The sequence below is a fragment of the Bacteroides sp. 3_1_23 genome, assembly GCF_000162555.1.
GTDB lineage: Bacteria > Bacteroidota > Bacteroidia > Bacteroidales > Bacteroidaceae > Bacteroides > Bacteroides ovatus.
On record NZ_GG774955.1, the window covers coordinates 131,674 to 154,648 of the forward strand.

At 43.6% G+C, this 22,975-nt stretch carries 22 protein-coding genes; 6 read left to right on the top strand and 16 right to left on the bottom strand.

Annotated elements, in window-relative coordinates:
- Nucleotides 1-2: 2 nt before the first annotated feature.
- The 16 genes from HMPREF9010_RS06060 to HMPREF9010_RS05985 form a co-directional block, all read right to left on the bottom strand.
- Nucleotides 3-563, bottom strand: a complete 561-nt coding sequence (locus HMPREF9010_RS06060) for a hypothetical protein (protein WP_004305461.1) — start codon at nucleotides 561-563, stop codon at nucleotides 3-5.
- The gene (locus HMPREF9010_RS06055; protein WP_004323602.1) at nucleotides 538-1,173 is read right to left on the bottom strand and encodes a LolA family protein; all 636 of its coding nucleotides are present in this window, start codon (nucleotides 1,171-1,173) and stop codon (nucleotides 538-540) included. Before HMPREF9010_RS06055 ends, HMPREF9010_RS06060 begins: the two co-directional genes overlap by 26 nt.
- 13 nt (nucleotides 1,174-1,186) lie before the next feature.
- Complete coding sequence (locus HMPREF9010_RS06050; protein WP_004297286.1) at nucleotides 1,187-1,864, bottom strand: polysaccharide deacetylase family protein; 678 nt, start codon at nucleotides 1,862-1,864, stop codon at nucleotides 1,187-1,189.
- A complete protein-coding gene (locus HMPREF9010_RS06045) occupies nucleotides 1,861-2,859 on the bottom strand; it encodes a beta-ketoacyl synthase chain length factor (protein ID WP_008650512.1) in 999 nt (332 codons plus the stop codon). The genes HMPREF9010_RS06050 and HMPREF9010_RS06045 overlap by 4 nt, the downstream gene beginning before the upstream one ends.
- Nucleotides 2,860-2,883: 24 nt before the next feature.
- A complete protein-coding gene (locus HMPREF9010_RS06040) occupies nucleotides 2,884-4,074 on the bottom strand; it encodes a beta-ketoacyl-[acyl-carrier-protein] synthase family protein (protein WP_008650514.1) in 1,191 nt (396 codons plus the stop codon).
- A gap of 3 nt (nucleotides 4,075-4,077) precedes the next feature.
- Nucleotides 4,078-4,359, bottom strand: a complete 282-nt coding sequence (locus tag HMPREF9010_RS06035) for a phosphopantetheine-binding protein (protein ID WP_004297289.1) — start codon at nucleotides 4,357-4,359, stop codon at nucleotides 4,078-4,080.
- Entirely contained in the window at nucleotides 4,352-6,124 is a 1,773-nt protein-coding gene (locus HMPREF9010_RS06030) for a beta-ketoacyl-[acyl-carrier-protein] synthase family protein (RefSeq protein WP_004311041.1), read from the bottom strand. Before HMPREF9010_RS06030 ends, HMPREF9010_RS06035 begins: the two co-directional genes overlap by 8 nt.
- Nucleotides 6,109-6,552: an acyl-CoA thioesterase gene (locus HMPREF9010_RS06025; RefSeq protein WP_004324733.1), complete on the bottom strand. Its 444-nt coding sequence runs from the start codon at nucleotides 6,550-6,552 to the stop codon at nucleotides 6,109-6,111. Before HMPREF9010_RS06025 ends, HMPREF9010_RS06030 begins: the two co-directional genes overlap by 16 nt.
- Nucleotides 6,549-6,986 (bottom strand): hypothetical protein, encoded by a 438-nt coding sequence (locus HMPREF9010_RS06020; protein ID WP_004305453.1) that lies wholly within the window; start codon nucleotides 6,984-6,986, stop codon nucleotides 6,549-6,551. The genes HMPREF9010_RS06025 and HMPREF9010_RS06020 overlap by 4 nt, the downstream gene beginning before the upstream one ends.
- On the bottom strand, nucleotides 6,983-8,053 hold the full coding sequence (locus tag HMPREF9010_RS06015) for a class I SAM-dependent methyltransferase (RefSeq protein WP_004311039.1): 1,071 nt from the start codon (nucleotides 8,051-8,053) through the stop codon (nucleotides 6,983-6,985). The genes HMPREF9010_RS06020 and HMPREF9010_RS06015 overlap by 4 nt, the downstream gene beginning before the upstream one ends.
- Before the next feature lie 18 nt (nucleotides 8,054-8,071).
- Nucleotides 8,072-8,989, bottom strand: a complete 918-nt coding sequence (locus HMPREF9010_RS06010) for an acyltransferase (protein WP_008650537.1) — start codon at nucleotides 8,987-8,989, stop codon at nucleotides 8,072-8,074.
- Between the two features lie 2 nt (nucleotides 8,990-8,991).
- Complete coding sequence (locus HMPREF9010_RS06005) at nucleotides 8,992-9,243, bottom strand: acyl carrier protein (RefSeq protein WP_004305450.1); 252 nt, start codon at nucleotides 9,241-9,243, stop codon at nucleotides 8,992-8,994.
- Between the two features lie 21 nt (nucleotides 9,244-9,264).
- Nucleotides 9,265-10,488 (bottom strand): beta-ketoacyl-[acyl-carrier-protein] synthase family protein, encoded by a 1,224-nt coding sequence (locus HMPREF9010_RS06000; protein WP_004305449.1) that lies wholly within the window; start codon nucleotides 10,486-10,488, stop codon nucleotides 9,265-9,267.
- A gap of 26 nt (nucleotides 10,489-10,514) precedes the next feature.
- A complete protein-coding gene (gene fabG, locus HMPREF9010_RS05995; RefSeq protein ID WP_008650539.1) occupies nucleotides 10,515-11,243 on the bottom strand; it encodes a 3-oxoacyl-ACP reductase FabG in 729 nt (242 codons plus the stop codon).
- Between the two features lies 1 nt (nucleotide 11,244).
- Nucleotides 11,245-12,768, bottom strand: coding sequence for a histidine ammonia-lyase (gene hutH, locus HMPREF9010_RS05990; RefSeq protein ID WP_004305448.1), 1,524 nt, complete (start codon nucleotides 12,766-12,768; stop codon nucleotides 11,245-11,247).
- Between the two features lie 207 nt (nucleotides 12,769-12,975).
- Nucleotides 12,976-13,407 carry an acyl-CoA thioesterase gene (locus HMPREF9010_RS05985; RefSeq protein ID WP_004297299.1) on the bottom strand — a complete coding sequence of 144 codons (432 nt, stop codon included), beginning with the start codon at nucleotides 13,405-13,407 and terminating at the stop codon, nucleotides 12,976-12,978.
- A gap of 489 nt (nucleotides 13,408-13,896) precedes the next feature.
- Between HMPREF9010_RS05985 and HMPREF9010_RS05975 the strand changes: the two genes are divergently transcribed.
- The 6 genes from HMPREF9010_RS05975 to rpe all read left to right on the top strand — a co-directional run bounded on the left by HMPREF9010_RS05975 (nucleotide 13,897) and on the right by rpe (nucleotide 22,970).
- Nucleotides 13,897-16,923 (top strand): SusC/RagA family TonB-linked outer membrane protein, encoded by a 3,027-nt coding sequence (locus tag HMPREF9010_RS05975; protein ID WP_232284369.1) that lies wholly within the window; start codon nucleotides 13,897-13,899, stop codon nucleotides 16,921-16,923.
- Between the two features lie 24 nt (nucleotides 16,924-16,947).
- The gene (locus HMPREF9010_RS05970; protein WP_004305446.1) at nucleotides 16,948-18,570 is read left to right on the top strand and encodes a RagB/SusD family nutrient uptake outer membrane protein; all 1,623 of its coding nucleotides are present in this window, start codon (nucleotides 16,948-16,950) and stop codon (nucleotides 18,568-18,570) included.
- A 250-nt stretch (nucleotides 18,571-18,820) separates the two neighbouring features.
- The gene (locus HMPREF9010_RS05965) at nucleotides 18,821-19,384 is read left to right on the top strand and encodes an L-threonylcarbamoyladenylate synthase (RefSeq protein WP_004297304.1); all 564 of its coding nucleotides are present in this window, start codon (nucleotides 18,821-18,823) and stop codon (nucleotides 19,382-19,384) included.
- Nucleotides 19,385-21,178 carry a chloride channel protein gene (locus tag HMPREF9010_RS05960; RefSeq protein WP_004297305.1) on the top strand — a complete coding sequence of 598 codons (1,794 nt, stop codon included), beginning with the start codon at nucleotides 19,385-19,387 and terminating at the stop codon, nucleotides 21,176-21,178.
- 71 nt (nucleotides 21,179-21,249) lie between these two features.
- A complete protein-coding gene (gene fmt / locus HMPREF9010_RS05955; protein WP_008650541.1) occupies nucleotides 21,250-22,221 on the top strand; it encodes a methionyl-tRNA formyltransferase in 972 nt (323 codons plus the stop codon).
- Between the two features lie 98 nt (nucleotides 22,222-22,319).
- On the top strand, nucleotides 22,320-22,970 hold the full coding sequence (rpe, locus tag HMPREF9010_RS05950) for a ribulose-phosphate 3-epimerase (RefSeq protein WP_004305443.1): 651 nt from the start codon (nucleotides 22,320-22,322) through the stop codon (nucleotides 22,968-22,970).
- Nucleotides 22,971-22,975: the final 5 nt, after the last annotated feature.

The window sequence follows — 22,975 nt, forward strand, 5'->3', positions numbered from 1 at the left end:
TATTAAATCTCTTTAGATAGTTTGTCCAGACGGATCGTTAACCGAATCCACGGATGTTTGATTTTTATTTGTGCGGGATCGCCCGGAGTATTGCCAATGATGTAGACCACTGACTTTCCAAAGCCTTTTCCACTGGTTCTTTTTTCAGTAGCACTGTCTTTAGTCGTTTTCACACGAATATCTTTCCCACTTAAGAACAGACGTCTGAAATCCATCTCCAGAAGTTTCAGCACCTTTTCCTTTTTCATGGGTTCAATGCAACTGTTGACAGTAAACTGATCGTTGCGTAGAGAAAAATCGAAAAGGCTTAGTCCGAAGTAAGTAGACGCTACGATCCGGATTTCGTTATCAGGCATACGGCGTACTATTAGCATACCGCTCATGTGATGTTTCATGAAATCCAGTTGGATATTGTATTTTTGCGAGCTTTCTCCTTGTGTTAGTTCGATAGCGGGGAGCACAGTACTTCCTTCCCCGCTCATCCGTGGAGAGCAGGAAGTCTGGATCTGTATCCATAAGAACAGCAGAACCATCAGACTAACGAATCGCAAACTTCGTCTCATTCTTCAGGGAGTTGAACTTTTTATTATAGAATTCGTATTCTGTATAGTTTGTGGCTGTTTCGGACAGACGGAGTTTGTGTACCGACATATCTTTCTTGTCCAGATAGATTTCTATACCGGCAATATAGGCTTGTACCGCTTTGTTGGTCGGTTTTATTTTAACCAGATAGTATCGTGCGTCTTCAAAATACTCCAGCAGGTAGTTGGACGACATTTTAGACAGGTCGCCTATCATACACGCGGTCAGCATATCCTGCATCTGTGCCATCATTTTGTTCGAACTAAGATTCATGATACTTTTCTTGCCATCCGAAACGATTTTGAGCTTACTGCCGTTTATCACGATGAGATAATCCATCGGGCGGAAATATTCCATGCAGATTTTATGGGTCTTCTGGTAGTAGAACTTCCCTTTGGAAGTAACCTTCTCATCGAATACATCGAGATATTTCACTTGGGTGAAATCGCTTTCGATGGACTCTACGGTTTGCGCCTCCTTTGCCAGGCGGCTTTCAAACTCTGTCTTTTGCGCCATCTTTTTCATGCTCTGGGCATGGATAGAGGCTATTGACAAGAAGAAAAGCGATAAATATATTAATAAAGTTCTCATACCTTTTTTTATTTTATGCCAATAGTTTGTCCGGACGGACAACGGTATATCCTTGTTCTTTCAGCAAATCCAAGATTTGTTTCACTAGCTGGTCGCTGTCAGGCATCCGGTCGTGCAACAGAATAATGGCTCCCGGTTCAAGATGTTTCCGAATCCTGGCAAGGACTTTATCCGGTGCTTGTTGTGTATCCAGTGTACGGATGCTCCATCCTATAGGGGTATATCCTAACTGTCGAACGGCTTTCGCAATCGTTGGATTAGTGACACCGAACGGCGGACGAAACAAACTAACCGGCTGCGAAGTTACTCGTTCTAGTTCACACTGACAAGTTTGCAAGTCTTTTTTCATCTTGGAGAGCCCGTATAGCGGGAATAAACCGGAATGGGTATGCGAATGATTTCCAATCAGATGACCTTCTGCCACCATTTTTTGCAAGATTGCTTCATTCCCTTTTACCTTATGACCGATACAGAAGAAACAGGCGGTTACCTGATATTCTTTTAGTACCTGCAGAACTTTGGGAGTCTGTAGGGAGTCGGGGCCGTCATCAAAAGTCAGGGCGACAATCTTTTCCGCAGTATGCTTTTTGCAAAATGACCGGAGGTAAATTCCCGATTGAATGCTATAAGAGGCATAAACGAGAAAAGACAGGAGCAAGAGCAAGCAAAGAAGGAGGCAAACGATTATCATACGCTTTTCCGGATTAGAATCAATGAATGATTGATGGAGTGGTGATGATTATAAATCAATATATGGGTCGAGGTAGTGCAGTTGGCCGATTCGTTCACTGCTTTCCATACCGCATACGATGTTGCGGTAGGATATTCACCACATTCATTCTTAAAACTAAGATGAACACTTTCCGGGAAAAGGTTTGTTTCAAGCTCTTCATAAATAGAGTTGCCATTGTCAACAGTTTGCTCGTGAGAGTCATCTTGATTGTGTGGCTTCTTGTTTTTCCCGGTAACCAACCACTGAATATCCTGACATTCTAAACCATTTCGTTGCAAAAAACGGATGATTCGGGAGCTGATTTCTTCTGTAGTCTGTTTCCCTATGAAAGTTTCGATTCCCTGTATTTCAGCCAACGGATGCTCTCCGGCTTCCCGACTTAACAGGAAGAATTGAGCACCTTCTCCTGCTGCTATCCCTTTCAGCACTCCCAGCCGTTGCTGAATCGTGTAACTGGTTTCTGTCATTTCATCGATGGCTCCCACAAGTATATTCTCGCTTCCTTCTCCTATTTTCATCATAGCGTCCAATAAAGCACTTTCAAAACTAAGACCACGGTGGACATAAGTCATGTTGTAGGCATGTATTTGATGAATCAGAGCTATTTGTGCACCGATTGTATTGAATGTCGACTGGATAAAAGGAGTAGGATTCAGCATCCGCTCTTCATTATCCAATAGGTTGTTCAGGAATTTTTCCGTATCTGTCAAGCAGCCCAATCCTGTTGCTGTGATGATTCCTTGTATCTTTTCAGGAGATAGTTCACCCATACATTCCAATCCGCAAGCCACCCCCATTTTTACGATACGGCTCATGCGTCTGCGCAAGGTCGCATTGGTGATAATATCCTTATAATCGGGTTCGCAAGCCTGAAGATAAGGGCGATTATTTCCTGATGAATGATCCTTTGGCGGATGAATGGAAGCGATGCGTTGAATATAAACTGGCTGCATAGGCTTAAATACTTAAAGGTGCGTTTATGCTGGAAAATTCGTTGCGGAAAAGAGGAGCGATGAATCGTTTCCTCCGAAACCGAAAGAGTTGGATAACACATGTCGGATGGGGATTCCTTCTTGAAAAGAGGTTTCCGGTATCAGTCCTGTTTCCGGCATCGCATCCGTAAAGTTCAGGTTGGGATAAATCAGCCCTTTATCTATTGAAAGAACGGAGTAAACAGCTTCAATTCCTTCGGAAGCTCCTAAGGTATGTCCGATAAAAGCTTTTACCGAACTAAATGGCGGAACGTGTTCTCCAAAGATTCTTCGGAGCGCCATGCCTTCTGACGCATCATTGCCGGGAGTACCTGTTCCATGTACATTGATATAATCGATTTCTTCAAGGGAAATACCACTGGAAGCGATAGCTTTACTCATTGACAGAAAGGCACCGTCCCCTTCAGGAGAACTTCCTGTTTGATGATAAGCCTCATTCGTATTGGCGTAACCGCTAAGTTCGCAATAAGGAGTTCTTTGGAGTGAACTTTCCGATTGAAGCACTAAGTAACCGGCACCTTCTCCCAGATTTAATCCGGTACGTGAGCGGTCAAAGGGACGGCAATGTGTTTTGTCCAAAATCATCAGGGAGTTGAATCCATTGAGCGTAAACCGGCAAAGTGCATCCGTACCTCCCACGATAGCAGCATCCAGTAGCCCGTGTTTAATCATTCTTGCTCCCAGCATGATGGCATTGGCTGCTGACGAGCAGGCTGTACTGATGGTGGTTATAAAATCATTGATACCCAAATACGAAGCAATCAATTCTGTACTGGCTCCGCAGTCGTGTGAAATTACTTCCCGTAACCGTCCCTGTCCCGGGTTTTTCTTGAAAGATTCATAGAAGTGCTCGCTCAAATCCATGCCGCCAACGGAAGTGGCGGAAATAAAACCGATACGTAATGGTGGTGTGAGTCCCGCATCTTTCATTGCTTCTTTGGCTGCTATCATTCCCAACAAGGCCGTACGTGATACAGTGCGTTGCGGAGGTAAAGAGATCAGTTGCTTTAGTTCCTCATTGCTACGTTTCACTTCGGATACGGGCACATCGAGAGCAGTCGGAAAAAGAGTTACTTTTCCGATGCCATGCTTTCTTTGTCTCAACGCTTCTATATTTTCGGAAACTCCGATACCGATGCCCGAAACAACTCCCAATCCGGTGACGTATATCTTCATCGGTTAAGCTTTGCGATTAGCAATGATGTAGTCTGCCAGTGTACGTACCGAGTAGAAGATTTGTTTTCCTTCACTGGGGTTCTCTATCTTTATACCGTATTCGCGTTCCAGAATCAGGATGATTTCGAGTGCGTCAATGGAGTCAAGGCCAAGACCTTCGTCGCCAAACAGAGGGGCTTCATTGTCAATATCTTCCGGAGTGATTTCTTCAAGGTTCAACTCTTCGATTAGTTTCCCTTTCACTTCGTCCATCAGTTCTCTTTTGGTTTGATCTAAATTATCCATAAATCGTTGATATATTATTAAGTTGTTTAAATTCTGCTTGATAATGTCCGTCCAGTAGTTCGCACCAGCCTATGATACAGGTGCGTAACTTGCCTTTTGCCATCACAATCCTTGCATAATCCTCTAATGAGGCAGCATCGGATTGCCGACGGACAAAGAATGTATTCTCTCCCTGAATCTTGTGCCGGATACAGATTTCTCCCAATACTACATTGGGGAGAGTGTAGACAAACACGGCAGGACTGGCTGCTTTGTCCCCTTCTTTACTGATGATTGCCTGATGTTTGCAGTCCGTATCCAGAGAGGAAGAAGCATTGGCAAGAATGATTCCAATCTCTTCCGGACGGTGGTGTGTATTTTTCAGTAAATATTCGGCAGCTACATATCCCAGCTTACAGAGGTTGTCCATCTTATAGAACTTCATATTGTTTTCTCCCAGATGCTTGTATGCTTCCCGGATGAACGGTGCAAAGTCAGTTTCCGAAGAGCTGAATACAGTTGTTCCTTTACTTTCTACTGCTCCTGGCCTGATTGTGACCATGTTGCCCGATTCCACCACTGCTTTGCAAACTGACGGAGCACTCGCTTTGTCGGTTGCCTGCAAGTTTACTTTCTGTTTCAGGTGAGCATCGGGGAGGGATAATACCAGTGCGGCATTACAGCCTCCGAAACCGGAAGCGGTTTTGATGCAGCATTTCATCGGCATCGGCTGATGAGTGGTATAGACAGTGATAGGCATGGGAACACCGAGTGTTTCATACCCTAAAGTTCCGTAGTATCTTCCTTCTTTTAGTTGCTCTATGCAAAGTATGGTTTCGATAATGCCCGAAGCTCCTAATGTATGACCGAAATAGGGCTTGAGGCTATTCACCGGAACTGCAGCTAATCCCGCCAGATGTATGGCTTTGGATTCCATTTCATCATTGTAAACCGTAGCTGTTCCGTGTGCATTGATAAAGCTAATGTCTTCGGGGAGTGCTCCGGCTTCTTCCATTGCCTGATTAATGGCTAGAGCTAAACCGTCCCCTGTTCGGGAAGGACCGGATATATGGTTGGCGTCATTGCTGATTGCTCCTCCGGAGAGAATAATATGATTCGCGTTTCCTTGAGTTTCTAAAAGAACAGCTCCACAGGCTTCGCCCAGACTTAATCCATCCCGTTGTATATCGTATGGTCGGCAAAGGTGTGCGCTGACAGATCGAAACGATAGAAAGCCGCTGGTAATGAAATGAGAAAGAATATCCCCACCTGCCACAATCACTCGTTTGTAACGTCCTGATTCTATCCATCTCTTAGCGACGATTAGTGCCGAGACTCCTGATATACAGGCATTGGAGATGACCTCTACCTGATTTGTCGCTCCAAAGAAATCTCCGATTCGTTCCGCCATTTTCCAAAGAAAAACCGGACTGTCAGCAGGTAATTCACTCAATAAATCTATATTTCCTTTAGTGGTAGATAATAACAAGGTACAATCCGGCTCCCGCAAGTCGGCTCCCGATTGAGAAATAACCTCTTGGATAGCCAGTATGAATAATTGCTCCATTCGGGTATAATCCGTAATCTGCATCAGCTTCGCCCGTTTTTCCAATTCCACAGAATCAATCATTCCCGCCAATAGGGGATGATCGGAAATTAGGCCGGCTTCTTGCATACGGATTCCGCTTCGGTAGTTATGGATGGCCTCCAGGTTTTCCGGGATGCCGAAACCTAACGAACTAATCAGCGTATGGGCTGTGATGTATATATTTAAAGGATATTCCATTTCTTTTTCCATTCCAGATAAAACGGAGGATTCATAAGCTCCAATTCTTTATTCAGGTTCAGGAACACTTGTATGGTGCTTCCGGTGGCTACTATACTCTGGTCGGTAGCCCGGTAGATAATGTATTCAAATTTTATCTTGGCTGCTTCACAGGCAATATAGCGCGTTTCGACAATCGCTTCTTCACCAAAAGATAGTGATTGTTTGAACTGACAGGTTAAATCCACGATAGGAACCATGTATCCCTCCCGGTAAATACTCATATAATCCAAACCATACTGTTTGCCAAAAGCTTCTCTTCCATCTTCAAAATAGCGCACATACTCACCATGCCATACAATCTGCATGGAGTCTATTTCGCTGAACCGCACTCTGAAGGTAGTCCGGTTAGTCAAAGCTGCAACCTGTTGATTCGTTTTCCGTTTCATTCTTTTTTTATAAATATTTTCATCCTGCATTCAGCTATCAGCTTGTCTTCCACTTTCACTTGTGCAGAAATCAATGTAATGTCGAATACCTCCTGTACAACGGTAATCTCCGTAAATAGTTTCATCCCGTTCTTTGGCAAATCGTAGATTTTAAGTTTGTCTACCGAGCCGATAAACCCTAACGGTACTTTTTCACCCTGCCGGGTATAAAGAAATCCGATACGTGCCGCTGCTGATTGAGCGATGTGTTCAATAATTCCTGCCTCTTGCAGTTTTCCGGTTTCGTAGAAAATATTATCAGCAGTAACAGTCAGTCCGGAATAAGAATGATTCTTTTCGATACCAAAGAAACTGTCCACCATCACGATGGGCGGACGCTGTGGAATCAAATTGAGTATTCCTTCTCCTTGTATGATAACTTCCCTGTTGTTCATTTCAATCTGCATTGTACAATGCTGTGTCCCATTCCTAAATGGTCATCTATCTTTTCAACTTCCAATCCCGCTGCTTTGATGCACCGTTCCATATCATCCGAATGATACATTTTGCTGTTACCATTTGCCATGGCTGTGAAATAAAGACTGATTTGTGTCAGGCAATAAGCGGCTGTGTCAAACTTTTGCCGGTTCCAGAAAGTTTCCATGATATAGAGGCGACTCTCCCCACTCATAGAACGGGCTGCACGGGTCAGTATGCTGGTTACTTCTTCTTCCGAGAAACAATCAAGGAACTGGCTCATCCAGATAGCATCGAACCCTGTCGGGAAAGGTACTTCGGGATCGAGCAGATTGGCGCCATACCCGTGAATACGCATTGCTCCGGGTAGGTCTTTAGTTTGTTGACGCATCATCTCCAATTGTTGCGGAAGGTCCATAATAGTTACTTCCACTGCATCGTCATAGCTTACGCATTTGGTCGCCCATCGACCGGTATTACCTCCCACATCCAGTAAAGTCTTGGGATGACGGGCGAAAACAATTGCCAAAGCTTCGTCAAACGAGCAATCCGAGTAATAATGATCGAAACCGAACCAGCTCTTTTGTACCTGTGAGGGCAAGCTTGACAGCCCTTCATAGATAGTGCTCCATTCGCCGAATACTTTCAGCCCTCCGGGACGTCCGTTGGTGAGAGCCTCTTCGAGATGGAACATTCCCAGATAGTTGACATCGTGGTTGAAATCCATATTGACACGTACCATCCTGTCGTTGAGCAGGAACCATCCGGCTTTGGCAAGGCGGTAAAGGTTTTCGTGCCGCAATACGGTACCGATCGTTAATGAGGCTTCCAGCAAAACTTGTGTTGCATAAGAAGACAGGCCACAAGCCTTGCTGATTTCTTCTTGTGTCATGCCTGCACGTTCGTCGGCTAGTAACTGGAAAATACCGAATTTGAGCATAAGGCGTGATACCTGAAACACGATGGGCCCGAAAGCTATTTCTTGTGCCAAGCGTTGTGCCTCTACCGCGGTCAACGGTTCCTTATCATATTGATTCTGTTGCATCTTTATTTTGTTATATCTTTATTTCAATCCTTTGGAGGGCGAACCGTCACTCGTGGTTTTCCAGAATGAGTAATAGTTGAACCATTGTTCCGGATAGCGTTTCAGTATTTGGTCCAAAGCGGCCGTATATTGTTCGAGCAGAGCGATCTCTGCTTTCTTTTCTTTGGTTCGTATGACTGGTTCCGTCCTTATAAAATGAAAACGGTAGGTTCTGCCCGGCTCTCTCATGGCAAAGTAGAATACCACCGGAACTTTCATTCGCGAACCAAGCAAGAAAGGACCGGCAGGGAAAGGAGCTTTCTGTCCCAGGAGTGTTCCTGTCAGCAGTTTCTCTTTATTCAGATAACGGTCGCCCTGGAAGCATACATATTCTTTCTTGTTTAACGCCTCGGTAATACGGAAAACGTGTGTCAGGTTATCTTCGTTGACGGGGATAATCTTAAAATCCTTGTCCTGACCATTTTTCTCCAATATCTCTTTGATTCTACGATGTTCGGCATCATACATCACGATATTGATTTTCTTTCCGTAATCGTCGAAGAAAGGAACGCCTATTTCCCAGTTTCCCACATGGGCACCAATCATAATTACTCCCTGTTCGCTGTTCAGCAATTGCAGAAATTCCGGATACCGTTCGAACTCAAACCGGTATTGATCGACTTTTCCGTTACCAATAGCTACTTTGTCAATCAGGATTTGCCCTAACCGGTAATAGTTGCGCAGCAACATACCCAAAGAGCGTATTCGGTTGTATTTCAGAATGTGGCGGGCATAAAACCAGGTGCTTTTAGTGGCTTTCGGAGCAAACGGTACGAAGTACAATACTACCAGACTTAGAAATATATAAGCGGCAGTAATGCCCAGATACTTAATCAGGTAAATAAAGAATAAGTATCCGAATGTTCCTCCCCGGGTTTTGCCTTTCCACGTCGACATATTTACTTGGCTTCCTGCATACGGGTGATAACGAGATCGTAGAAGTCCTGGAAGGTTTTGATACCCGCAAAATCTTGTCCGGTTACGTTGAAGCCGAAGTTCTTTTCTACCAGTACCACCATATCGACCAAGTCCAGGCTGTCCAGTTCAAGAGTTTCCATTAACGGTGCATCCGGCTGGATGACGTCGATGTCTACTTCAAACTCTTCTGCCAGAGTGGTTCTTATCTTCTCGATGATTTCTTCATTTGTCATATATCTGATTTCTTTAGTAAATTATGGATTGATTTTACGTATGATTAGCGTGGAATTGGTTCCTCCGAATCCGAATGAGTTGGAAAGGAACGTATCAAATTCCAGGTTTACCCGTTGGGTAGGTATATTTAATTGTGCAGAGGCCTCGTCCGGTTCCTCGAAATTGAGGTTGGGAGCGATGAAACCGTTGTTCATCATGAGGGTGGAATAGATCACTTCACTGGCACCGGCCATCCACATTTCATGTCCTGTCATAGACTTTGTGGAGGTCACATACGGGTGATGCCCTTCAAATACTTCCGCAATGGCTTTCGCTTCGTTCAAGTCACCTACCGGAGTTGAAGTGGCGTGTGCATTGATATAATTGATCTGTTCGAGTGCAATCCCTGCATCTTTGATAGCCATTTGAAGAGAACGTTTCGGACCGTCCACATTAGGCACGGAGATGTGATCTCCATTGGATGAAAAACCGTAACCGATGACTTCGGCCAAAATGGGAGCTCCTCTTTTTACAGCCGATTCATAACTCTCTAATACCAGACTGGCGGCTCCTCCACTTGGAATCAGTCCGTCACGTCGTTTATCAAAAGGTTTCGAGGCTTTCTCGGGGGCTGCTTCCTGGGTGGAAAATGCGCTTAGTCCGTCGAAACTTCCTACTGCATAAGGATTGACTTCTTGTGCGCCACCGCAAAGAATACAATCCTGTAATCCCGATTTTATAAGCAGGTAACCCATACCAATAGCGTGAGAACCGCTTGCACAGGCTCCGGCAATGGTGAAGTTGACCCCTCTTAGTTTGAAAATAACTGACAGGTTCATTGTCACGGTGGAATTCATCGACTGGAAAATAGAACCGGAACCTACCAGTGCAGTGTTTTTCTTTTCACGAATGATGTCCACTGCATTAATAACAGGAGCGGCACTACTATCATTGCCATACAAAATACCCACTTCATTGGCTTCGAGAAAATCCTCATTAATACCGGCATTACGGAAAGCTTCTAATGTAGCGAGATAAGCATATTCTCCCTGCTCCGGTAGACAGAGACGTTTACGGCGGTCCAACAACTTCTTCAAGTCGGGACGTTCCAATATCCCCGTTAATGCAGAAAAATAACCCAATTCTTTCCGTACTGGGTCTATGCCAATTCCCGATTTCCCATTATATAGTGAGTCTTTTACTTCATCCAGATTCTTGCCGATGCAAGAGTAAATCCCCATTCCCGTGATAACAACTCTTTTCATTATTTTGTCTATTCTATGCTTTTATTTTAAGTATATAGTCCTCCGTTGATGGAAATCACTTCTCCTGTGATGTAGGATGAGGCTGGAGATGTCAGGAAACCGACCAGGTCGGCAACCTCTTCCGGAGTGCCGAAACGTCCCGCGGGAATATGTTTCTTCCATTCGTTCTCATCAATTCCTTCCGTCATATCCGTACGGATGAATCCCGGAGCTACTGCATTGACTGTTACTTTCTTCTTGGCAACTTCCTGTGCCAGTGCTTTGGTAGCAGCTATTACGCCACCTTTGGCTGCGGAGTAATTGGCTTGGCCGGGCATTCCCTGAATGCCCGACAATGACACGATATTTACGATACGTCCATAACGTTTGACCAGCATATTCTTCAATAAAGGCTGTGTCACGTTGAAGAATCCGTTCAGGCTGATATCGAGCACTTTGCTCCATTCTTCTCCTGTCATCCAGAGCATCAGGTTGTCTTTGCGGATACCTGCATTGTTTATCAGTACCTCGATATATTCGTCAGGGTGTTGGGAAGCCCAGTTGCCCAAAGCAAGGGTGATAGCGGCAGGGTCGGTCACATCGAACTTCATCAACTCGCCATTACTTCCTTTTTCCTGTACTAACTGCAACGTTTTCTCCGCTTCTGCGTCATTATTCTGATAATTTATCAGTATAAAGTAGCCCATTTCCGCCAGTTTACAACTGACAGCACGGCCGATACCTCGGCTTCCTCCGGTTACTAATGCATATTTCATTTTATTTATCTTCTTTTTTGAGATAGTCTATCATCATTTCTATCTCTTTATATTTAGGTGTGTCATTGGTAAATACAGGGAAGAAACTGCGTATTTCTTCATAAACCTGCCTGCTTTTGGAACTTAGGCGATCCTGTATTTTCAGGTAGTCGATAGCTTGTGCCATTCCCATAAACTGGATAGCCATCACCTGATAAGAATTCTCAATGACTGTTTTTGCTAATAGAGCCGAGTTGGTTCCCATGCTGACAATATCCTGATTATCATTGTTGTTGGGGATACTGTGTACATACATCGGATTTGATAATGTCTGACATTCCGCTGTGGTGGAGGTTGCAGTGAATTGTGAAGCCTGTAAACCATAGTTCAATCCAAGCACTCCCAAATTTACAAACGGAGGCAGGATGCCATTGATACGGTCGTGGAACAGATAGTTAATCTGTCTTTCGCAAAGCATAGTCAGCTTGGTCACGGCAATTTTCAACTTGTCCATTTCGAAAGAAATGTAATCTCCGTGGAAGTTGCCGCCATGATAAATATTTTGTGTATCCGGATCGACAATCGGATTGTCACAGGCGGAATTTATTTCGTTTATTAATACTTCTTCCGCATTCTCCAGTTCATCGTAAATAGGACCGAGTATTTGCGGAACACATCGCAAGGAATAATAGGGCTGTACTTTGTGTTCGAAGATTTTCTCTTTATGCACCTGGTTGTATAGCTCGTTCTCTCTTTGAAGCACGCATTTACTGCCTGCCACCCATTCTCTCATCATAGCAGCTATCTCTTGTTGACCTTTATGATGCTTGGCCTCGTTTAATGACTGTGCCATAAAATCATCATAAGAGGCGGCAATCTCATTCATCATTACAGAGGCAGCCACCGACCAACGGAGTAGTTTTTTTGCATAAATCAGATTGACAATACCGATGCCTGTCATTACAGAAGTACCGTTTGTAACGGATAAACCTTCACGAATACGCATGGAAAAAGGTTTCAGGCCGTTTTCCTGAAGCACCGTAGCTGCGTTACACAATTTACCCTGATAAAAAACTTCCCCTTCCCCTATTAACGTCAGGGCGATATGGGCCAGTTGTACGAGATCGCCGCTGGCACCTACACTTCCGTGTTCGGGTATGAACGGATAAATTCCGCGGTTGATAAATTCACAGAGGAGAGAAACCAGTTCCAGATGCACTCCTGACTTCCCTTGTAGAAAAGTGTACAAACGGGCAATCATAGCTGCTTTTACATAAAGTTCGGGAAGCGGTTTGCCGGCACCGGTGGAATGGCTTCGGATGATATTATACTGAAGGTCGATCAATGACTGATCTTCTATTCTGTATTGTGCCATTGGGCCGAACCCCGTATTGATACCATAAATAATCTTATCGCTGGAAAAGGATTGCAGAAAATCGAAGCTTTCCTCTACTTTTCGAATACATTCTTCAGAGAGTTCCAGCTTCTCATTATCAAACAATACTTTATGAAGGGTATCTAAATTTATACTTTTGTCAGCTATCATTTTCTGTACTAGATATTTTATGCCTTAATAATAAGGTGCAAAAATAGGCAATTTCTGTTATATAGCGGACATGAATCAGGATAAAACTTTTTCTAAGGAATTGGTTTTGCTTGTTTTGTTTCTTATTCGTGGGAGATTTGTTCCCCGGTACCGCTCGATGCTTTCATTGGTGCCGGAGGGTGTCTTCATCGGTGGGGGGGAATCAATCTATGCTTTTTGCAAATCCCGTCCTTCATACTTGCAGATCGCTTCTATCCATTCCTTGGTTAGTGGCATGGACTCATGTCTTTCAAGATTGAAAGTAACCATGATGGACTTGCAAACACATTTCACCTCATTGGTTTTCGTGTCAATGACTTGTTGAACCAGATGAAAGCTTTTGGTACCTATCTTAGAGACGGCGGTTTGTACAGCGATGTGGTCCGATGCGAAAATTTGCTTAACGAAATTCGCTTCAATATGAACAACGACAATGCCAATCTTTTCCCAATCTACTCCCGGACATACCGAACCGAAGTATTCAGTCTTTCCCAAGTCGTAAAAGGAGAAGTAAACTGTGTTGTTGACGTGACCAAATTTGTCTACATCATTGAATCGCAATTGGATAGGTAATGTGTGATGAAATACGATTTCTTCCATTGTTTTCTCTTAAACGTTTTAAATTCGACACAAAAATAGCACTTTTGCTTTCTTGCTTGAAATTGGGGCAAAGATAGATATTTCTGATGATTCTGTTCTCGGAGACGGGGGAGAAATTAGTTAATAATCGTTTAAACTGGAGTTTTGGAACGTTTATTCTGACTTCTGATATGTGGAAACAATCAGAAGGATGGAAAGGAACTTTTAAATACGGATTATTCTTAACTTATTATCTTGTGGAATATGTCCACATTTCTGTGGAATTTTTGCACAGGATCGTGCTTGAAACTTAATCTGGTTATTAATGCTTTTTTTCTTTATTGCAAATTGTTTATGTATTTGAAAATTAGTGATATAATCTCTTTTGTTAAACTTGATAAGTCTCGTTGTATCAGTCTTTTGTTATGCTTTTGGCACATAAATTGCCCAATATTGATGGTAATCTATCCTAATAACTATTCTAATTTTAGAACAATAATGGAAGTAATAATGAAAAACAAATGGCTATTATGCATTCTTTTAATGCTGTTTCTGCCTTTCGGATTATTCGCGCAGGTTGCTCCTCCTCTTGAAAAACAGAAGACAGAAACACAGGAAGCCCCGGAAAATAACAATGAAGTTACGACAAACAGCGATACTAATACCGACGGGGATGCTGGAAAGACAATCAAAGGAGTGATTAACGACGAACAGGGAGAGACAATCATTGGTGCTTCCGTCATTATCAAAGGTGAAGACACCGGAACTACCAGTGATATGGATGGTAGGTTTACTCTCGAAGCTCCGGAAGGAGCGATTTTAGTGATCTCTTACATCGGCTATCATACGCAGGAAGTGAAAGTCAGAAAGAGATCTCTTCTTCGTGTTGTGTTGAAAGAAGACAATCAGTTATTGGATGAAGTGGTAGTGGTAGGATACGGAACCGTCAAAAAGAGTGACCTTACGGGTGCTGTGTCCGGTGTATCCAACAGACAATACAAAAATCAACCAGTACAACGGGTTGAAAATATACTCCAGGGTCGTACTCCCGGTGTAGAAGTCACTGCTACGAGTGGTATGCCCGGAGCAAGTATGAAGGTGCGCGTTCGTGGAACTACCTCTATTAATAAAAGCAGTGATCCTTTATATGTGATTGACGGTATCATCTCTTCCAGTGGCTTGGACGGTATTAACCCTTCTGATATCCAGTCGATGGAAATATTGAAAGACGCTTCCTCCACTGCCATTTACGGTTCCCGTGGTTCGAATGGCGTTATCCTGATAACCACCAAACAGGGTAGTGAGGGAAAAGCACAGGTAACATTCGATGCATCGATCGGGCTTTCGACTGTCAGAAAACAGTATGACCTGCTGAACGCCTATGAATATGCAACTGCACTGAATGATATTCGCGGATCGTCCACTATCTCTGCCGAAGACCTTGAGGCTTATAAAAATGGAACGAAAGGAATCAACTGGACTGATCTTCTGACTCGTACAGGTATCACTCAGGATTATCGGCTTGCCATATCCGGAGGAAATGAAAAAGTGAAATACCTTATTTCGGGAAATGTGCTTGATCAGGAAGCCATCACGATCATGTCCGATTATAAACGCTATGGAATTCGGGCAAACATCGACTCGGAAGTGAAACCCTGGTTGACAATCTCTGCAAAATTAAACGCATCCAGTCTTCACAAACACAATGAAGGTGGGGCGAACTGGTTGCATGTCACTAACTTTTCGCCTACCATGGAGCTGAAAGATCCCGAAACCGGCGTGTACAATACAGACCCGTATAATATGATCGGTTCCAGCCCTTACGGTGAAATGATAGTGAACAATAGCGATAGCTATAGCTATAATTTAAACGCCAACCTGACATTGCTGTTTAAGATCATGAAAGGACTGACGCTTTCCGTTCAGGGAGGTTATGACTACGATAATAGTCCTTCTTATTCTTTCCGGTCGAAACTGGATTCACCGGGTGCTATCAATAGCGCAAGCAATACCAACGCATTGCATAACTATTGGCAGAATACTAACAATCTGACCTGGCAAAAGCAATTCGGAGATCATAGCTTCACTGCCATGGGTGTATGGGAAATAAGTCGTTCGTGGGACTCACAACTAAAGGGAACCGGTTCCAATCTGAACAATGAAAGTGTTGGGTACTGGAATCTTGGCAATGCTGCTATCAGAGATGCGAGCAATTCATATACGGAATTTTCTTTGGCTTCCGGCATCGTGCGTGCTAATTACGATTATAAGAAACGATATTTTATTACTGCTGCATTAAGAGCTGACGGTTCTTCTAAATTTCAGGGAGACAACAAATGGGGATATTTCCCTTCCGCAGCTGTGGCTTGGGATATTGCACAAGAATCTTTCATGAGCAACCAGCACGTGCTCGATCAGCTGAAGCTGCGTGCCAGCTTTGGTGTCACCGGAAATCAGGATATTGCTGCTTACAGCACATTAGGTATGTTGTCGGGGGCATCTTACGGCTGGGGAACTTCCACTTCCTCTACGGGATATTGGGGATATCAGTTTGCTACACCCGGCATTACCTGGGAAAAAACTTACCAATATGATTTGGGATTGGATATGAGTATCGGAGGCTTTAATATTACAGTGGACTGGTTCAAGAAACAAACGAAAGATCTGCTTTTTCAGAAACAGGTGCCTAAATATAACGGAGGTGGTACTTATTGGGTGAATCAAGGAAAACTGAACAATACCGGAGTCGAATTATCCCTTACCACTTTCCCTGTAAAGGGGGCTGTGACGTGGGAAACCAGCCTGAATGCTTCTTATGTGAAGAATGAAGTAGCAGATCTCGCAGGAGATGACTTTGTACTCACTGCTAACTATAGCGATTTGGGAGGTCCTATGCAGATTATGAAGCCCGGTTATCCTATGGGATCTTTCTATGTCTATCAATGGAAAGGATTCGATGATAAAGGCACCAATCTTTATCAGAAAGCAGATGGTAGTCTGACAACGAATCCGACTTCCGATGATTTGGTTGTGAAAGGACAGGCAAGTCCCAAATGGACAGTAGGTTGGAACAATACTGTTACTTGGAAAAACTGGACGCTGAATGTCTTTTTTAATGCTGCCACCGGATATGACCGGTTGAATATCAGCCGTTTTATGGCGGCATCCATGACTGGCGTCTCTCGTTTCGTAACCTTGCGTGATGCTTACTTCAAAGGATGGGATCATGTTGCCAACAAAGCGGACGCTCTTTATCCGAGCCTTACCAATACCGACAACAAGAGTTATGCCAATTCAGATTTCTGGCTTGAAGATGCTTCTTTTATTAAGTTGAAGAATATCAGTCTCTCGTACCGCATTCCTCGCCGTGTATTAAAGTTTGCAAGTGTACAATTGTCTGTCAGCGCACAGGATCTCTTTACGATCACCCGCTATAAAGGAATGGATCCCGAAGTGTATACCAGTTATGACGGACTGGACTATGGCGCTTATCCGATTCCGCGGACGATTACTTTCGGTGCTAAAATCAGATTTTAAACCACCTATTAAGACAATAACCGTATGAAAATAACATATACCTTTATAATGAAAGTTTTGCCTGCTCTTCTGGCAGCTTTGTGTTGGACTTCGTGTAGTGATTTCCTGGAAGAAGATCCGAAAGGACAATTGCCTTCGGATACCTATTTCAGCAACAAGGAAGATTTGGATGCTTCACTGACGGCTCTCTATTCCGTGATAGCAAGTTCACAGGCTAGTAATAACCTTTGTGGTACGAACTTCTTGGTGGGAGACGATATTTCCACTCATCCTTCAAGTAATAAGCAGCCTCTCCGTGAGCATGATCAGTTTGATGTGAAAGACAATAACTCGTGGTTGTCCAGTATGTGGGAACAGCGTTTCAAAGTTATCAAGGCCGCTAATTTTATCATTAATAATGCGGAGCGTACGCCGGAGGTGTCGAAAGAGGATATTAAGGTGGCTATTGCACAGGCGCATTATTGGAGAGCCTACTCTTATTTTTATCTGGTGACGACTTGGGGACGAGTTCCCATTATGCTGAAAGAAGAAATAGATTATAATGCTCCCTTAAAGACAGAGGAAGAAGTGTACGAACTGATCCTGTCTGACCTGAAAATAGCCGAAACCGGTTGTCCCGCAATGTATACAAAAGAACCTTATGCCAGAAACGGAATGAATATTGCCGTAAGTGAAGGAGCTGTGAAAGCAACAATGGCTTATGTTTATATGTGTATGGCGGGGTGGCCGCTTAATAAAGGAGTTGAATATTATAAACTGGCTGCCGCTAAAGCCAAAGAAGTGATAGACGGTGCAGATAATGGCACTTATTATTATAAACTGCTACCGGAATATAGTCAGGTATATTCGTGGGAGTACAATAATAAGAATACGGAGCTGCTGTTAGGTATCTACTATAACAGGGATGCGATGGGGCAGGCCGCTCCTTTAACTGATTTCCTTCAGGATATGAAACAGGCCGGTTGGGGAGATACGAATGGGGAAATCAAATTTTGGAAGAACTTTCCTGAAGGCCCTCGTAAAGATGCTACGTATTTCCCTAAAATCATGTTTAGCGACGGGAAACTATATGATTGGTGGTATGATACCGATCCTGCTTCTCGTGAAGTAGTCGCCCCCGTCTTTATGAAAACTGCAGAAGGAGCGGTGCGTGGAACAGAATTTGATTATACAAATCCTACCGTAGTCAATGCGTCGGGTGAGAAAACATTCCAGTTGTTACGTCTTTCGCAAGTATATTGCTGGTATGCCGAAGCGACAGGGCGTGCGGGAGAGATCAATGATCAGGCGGTCAAAGTTCTAAACGAGGTACGCAACAGGGCAGATGGTGAAGATACTGATAAATATACGACGGATATGTCTCCTGATAAACTGGCGGAAGCGGCTTACGATGAACATGGCTGGGAAATGGCGGGATACTATTGGGGAGGAATCGCCAGCAGAGCCAGGGATATGTTTAGAATGTACCGTTATAAGGATCATTTTGAATCCCGTAAGCTAAATGAGCCTATTGAGGTGGCGCACGATGTTTTCAGGAAAGAAGCTGTAGCAGTCACCGGAACTTGGGATGACAGTAAGATGTATGTTCCTTATCCTTATGAAGACGTGATTTTAAATCCGAACCTGGATAACAGTTGGAAAAACTGACAGTATTTAGTATGACTTATTGAATGATCTGTTTTTATAGAACGATGTAGATTCTCACAATGGATTACATCGTTCTTTCTTTTTGTATGGCTTGTGGTATCAACCTATATCATTGTTCGATAGTTAAACTCTTGTCTTGTGTGCGAATAGCTGATTTGAAAGGGGAATTTAAAAACGTCGGGCTAGATTTCACTAAATGGAATAAAAGTGTTATTTTTGCATCTTGTTCTTAACGGAAATTAATCAAGAAATGATAGAAGATATTAAAAAAGCCTGTCAGGTGATGAATGAAGGAGGAGTGATCCTTTATCCCACCGATACCGTATGGGGTATAGGCTGTGATGCGACTAATGAAGAGGCTGTACGCCGCGTGTATGAGATTAAGAAACGCGCTGACAGCAAGGCTATGCTGGTCTTGGTAGACTCTCCGGTTAAAGTAGATTTTTATGTACAGGATGTGCCTGATGTTGCATGGGATTTGATTGAAGTTGCCGACAAGCCGTTGACGATTATTTATTCCGGAGCACGTAACTTAGCATCGAATTTGCTGGCCGAGGATGGCAGTGTAGGGATTCGGGTGACGAATGAAGACTTTTCCAGACGACTCTGTCAGCAGTTTCGTAAAGCAATCGTTTCTACTTCGGCTAATGTCAGCGGGCAGCCGGGTGCGGCTAATTTTAGTGAAATCAGTGATGAAATCAAATCGGCGGTAGATTATATCGTTGGCTTTCGCCAGGACGATATGAGCCGGCCGAGACCCTCAAGTATTATTAAGTTGGAAAAAGGTGGAGTGATAAAGATAATTCGCGAATAAATGAAGGGAGAAAAACTTAGTTTATTACAGCGTTGCATCAAATGGCGGGAAGCGAATATAAAGGAGAAGCAATTTATTCTGATATTAAGTTTCCTGGTCGGAATTTTCACAGCGTTTGCCGCATTAATATTGAAATTCTTTATCCATCAGATACAGAATTTCCTAACTGATAATTTTAATGCAACGGAAGCTAACTACCTGTATTTGGTATATCCGGTAGTCGGGATTTTTCTTGCAGGTTGGTTTGTTCGTAACATTGTTAAGGATGACATCAGTCATGGAGTCACCAAAATTCTATATGCTATTTCCCGTAGACAGGGACGTATCAAGCGACATAATATCTGGTCCTCTACCATTGCCAGTGCGATCACCATCGGGTTTGGTGGATCGGTTGGAGCAGAGGCTCCGATTGTACTGACAGGTTCGGCAATCGGTTCCAATTTAGGGAGTGTATTCAAGATGGAGCACCGCACGCTGATGTTGCTCGTCGGCTGTGGCGCGGCAGGTGCGATTGCCGGCATTTTTAAAGCTCCGATTGCGGGATTGGTATTTACATTGGAAGTCTTGATGATCGACCTGACCATGTCCTCTTTACTTCCCCTGCTGATTTCTGCCGTGACAGCGGCAACCGTTTCATATATAATCACCGGTACGGAGGCTATGTTTAAGTTTCATCTGGATCAGGCATTCGAACTGGAGCGTATTCCTTTTGTTATTTTACTGGGAATTTTTTGCGGACTGATTTCATTGTACTTTACGCGTGCCATGAATTCGGTGGAAGGTGTCTTTGGTAAACTCAACAACCCTTATAAGAAACTGGCTTTCGGTGGTGTGATGTTGAGTATATTGATCTTCCTTTTCCCGCCTCTTTATGGTGAAGGATATGATACCATTAATCTTTTGCTGAATGGAACGTCTGCGGCAGAGTGGGATACGGTCATGAACAATTCTATGTTTTATGGCTATGGCAATTTGCTGCTGGTTTATCTGATGCTGATTATTCTGCTGAAGGTCTTTGCTTCCAGTGCAACGAATGGTGGCGGTGGTTGTGGTGGTATCTTTGCACCTTCGCTTTATCTGGGATGTATCGCCGGGTTTGTCTTTTCTCATTTTAGCAATGACTTTGCTTTCTCCGCTTATTTGCCGGAAAAGAATTTTGCATTGATGGGGATGGCGGGAGTGATGAGTGGCGTTATGCATGCTCCGTTGACAGGGGTGTTCCTGATCGCCGAATTGACAGGGGGATATGACTTATTTCTTCCGTTGATGATTGTATCTGTAAGTTCATATCTGACCATTATAGCTTTCGAACCTCATAGTATCTATTCGATGCGTTTAGCTAAGAAGGGACAGTTGCTTACACACCATAAGGATAAAGCCGTGTTGACGTTGATGAAGATGGAGAATGTGGTGGAGAAAGATTTCGTTGTCGTACATCCGGAAATGGATTTGGGCGAATTAGTGAAAGCAATTGCTGCTTCCCATCGAAATGTCTTCCCGGTGACAGATAAAAAAACGGGTGAATTGTTAGGTATTGTACTTCTTGACGACATTCGTAACATTATGTTCCGGCAAGAACTTTATCACCGTTTCACTGTTAATAAATTAATGACATCTGCCCCTGCCAAGATATTCGATACGGATGGAATGGAGCAGGTGATGCAGACGTTTGATGATACGAAAGCCTGGAATCTTCCGGTAGTGGATGAAGAAGGGCGATATCAGGGGTTTGTTTCTAAATCGAAGATATTTAATTCATACCGGCAAGTATTGGTACATTTCTCTGAAGACTAACTGACAATCGGCAAGATGCCGGAGCCGGGTTTATGCAGATAACAGGTTGCTATGCAGATTATAAGACGATTATGAAAAAAGAAGATTTAAGAATAGTATATATGGGGACTCCCGATTTTGCGGTAGAGGCCCTGCGTCAATTAGTAGAAGGCGGTTATAATGTAGTGGGTGTGATTACAATGCCCGATAAGCCTGCCGGACGTGGACATAAGATCCAGTATTCTCCTGTAAAGCAATATGCGCTTGAACAAAATTTACCGTTACTTCAACCGGAAAGGTTAAAAGATGAGGTTTTTGTAGAAGCATTGCGTGAATGGAAGGCGGACTTGCAGATTGTAGTTGCTTTTCGTATGTTGCCGGAAGTGGTATGGAATATGCCACGACTGGGTACGTTCAATCTTCATGCTTCTTTGCTTCCTCAATACCGTGGAGCTGCCCCCATTAATTGGGCGGTTATCAATGGTGATACGGAAACAGGAATTACTACTTTCTTTTTGAAACACGAGATAGACACCGGAGAAGTCATTCAGCAAGTACGTGTACCTATTGCAGATACGGATAATGTGGAAGTGGTACATGATAAGTTGATGGTACTGGGAGGAAAACTGGTTCTTGAAACGGTAGACGCTATATTGAATGGAACGGTAAAACCGATTCCTCAAGAAGAAATGGCGGTTGTCGGTGAACTTCGTCCTGCTCCGAAGATCTTTAAAGAAACCTGTCGGATTGACTGGAATCAGCCGGTGAAGAAGATATATGATTTTATCCGTGGATTATCACCTTATCCTGCTGCTTGGAGTGAACTGATTACTTCTGAAGAAGGAGCAGCAGTGGTCGTGAAGATATTTGAAAGCGAGAAGATTTATGAATCACATCAATTAGCTACAGGAACAATTGTGACCGATGGAAAGAAATTCATGAAAGTAGCTGTACCGGATGGATTTGTATCTATTCTTTCTTTACAGCTTCCCGGTAAAAAACGTCTGAAAATAGATGAATTGCTTCGTGGATATCACCTGGAAGATGGTTGTCTGATGAAGTAATTAATCGGATGAGCAGATTAAAACGAGCAAGCCATTAGATTATAAATAGAATAAAGCGTCTCGAATAAGAGATGGCTAGAACCTAAAATAAAAGAATTATGAAACCGATTATCGCTCCTTCCATTCTTTCTGCCGATTTTGGATATTTGGCAAAGGATATTGAAATGGTAAACCGCAGTGAAGCGGAGTGGGTACATATTGATATTATGGACGGAGTATTTGTTCCGAACATTTCATTTGGCTTTCCGGTACTGAAATATGTAGCGAAGTTAAGTAAGAAACCGTTGGATGTGCATTTGATGATTGTGAATCCGGAAAAGTTTATTCTGGAGGTAAAAGCGTTGGGCGCTCATACGATGAATGTACATTATGAAGCTTGCCCGCATCTGCATCGGGTGATTCAACAAATCAGAGAAGCCGGGATGCAGCCTGCTGTAACTATCAATCCGGCCACTCCTGTAGCTCTTTTACAAGATATTATCCGGGATGTATATATGGTGCTTGTCATGAGCGTGAATCCAGGATTTGGCGGACAGAAGTTTATCGAACATTCAGTAGAAAAAGTTCGTGAGCTGCGTGCCCTGATTGAACGGACAGGTTCGAAAGCGCTCATTGAAGTAGACGGTGGGGTGAATCTGGAAACAGGTGCCCGCTTGGTTGAGGCGGGAGCCAATGCGCTGGTGGCTGGAAATGCTGTCTTTGCGGCACCCGATCCGGAAGCGATGATTAGTCAGTTGCACGAACTGTAACTCAT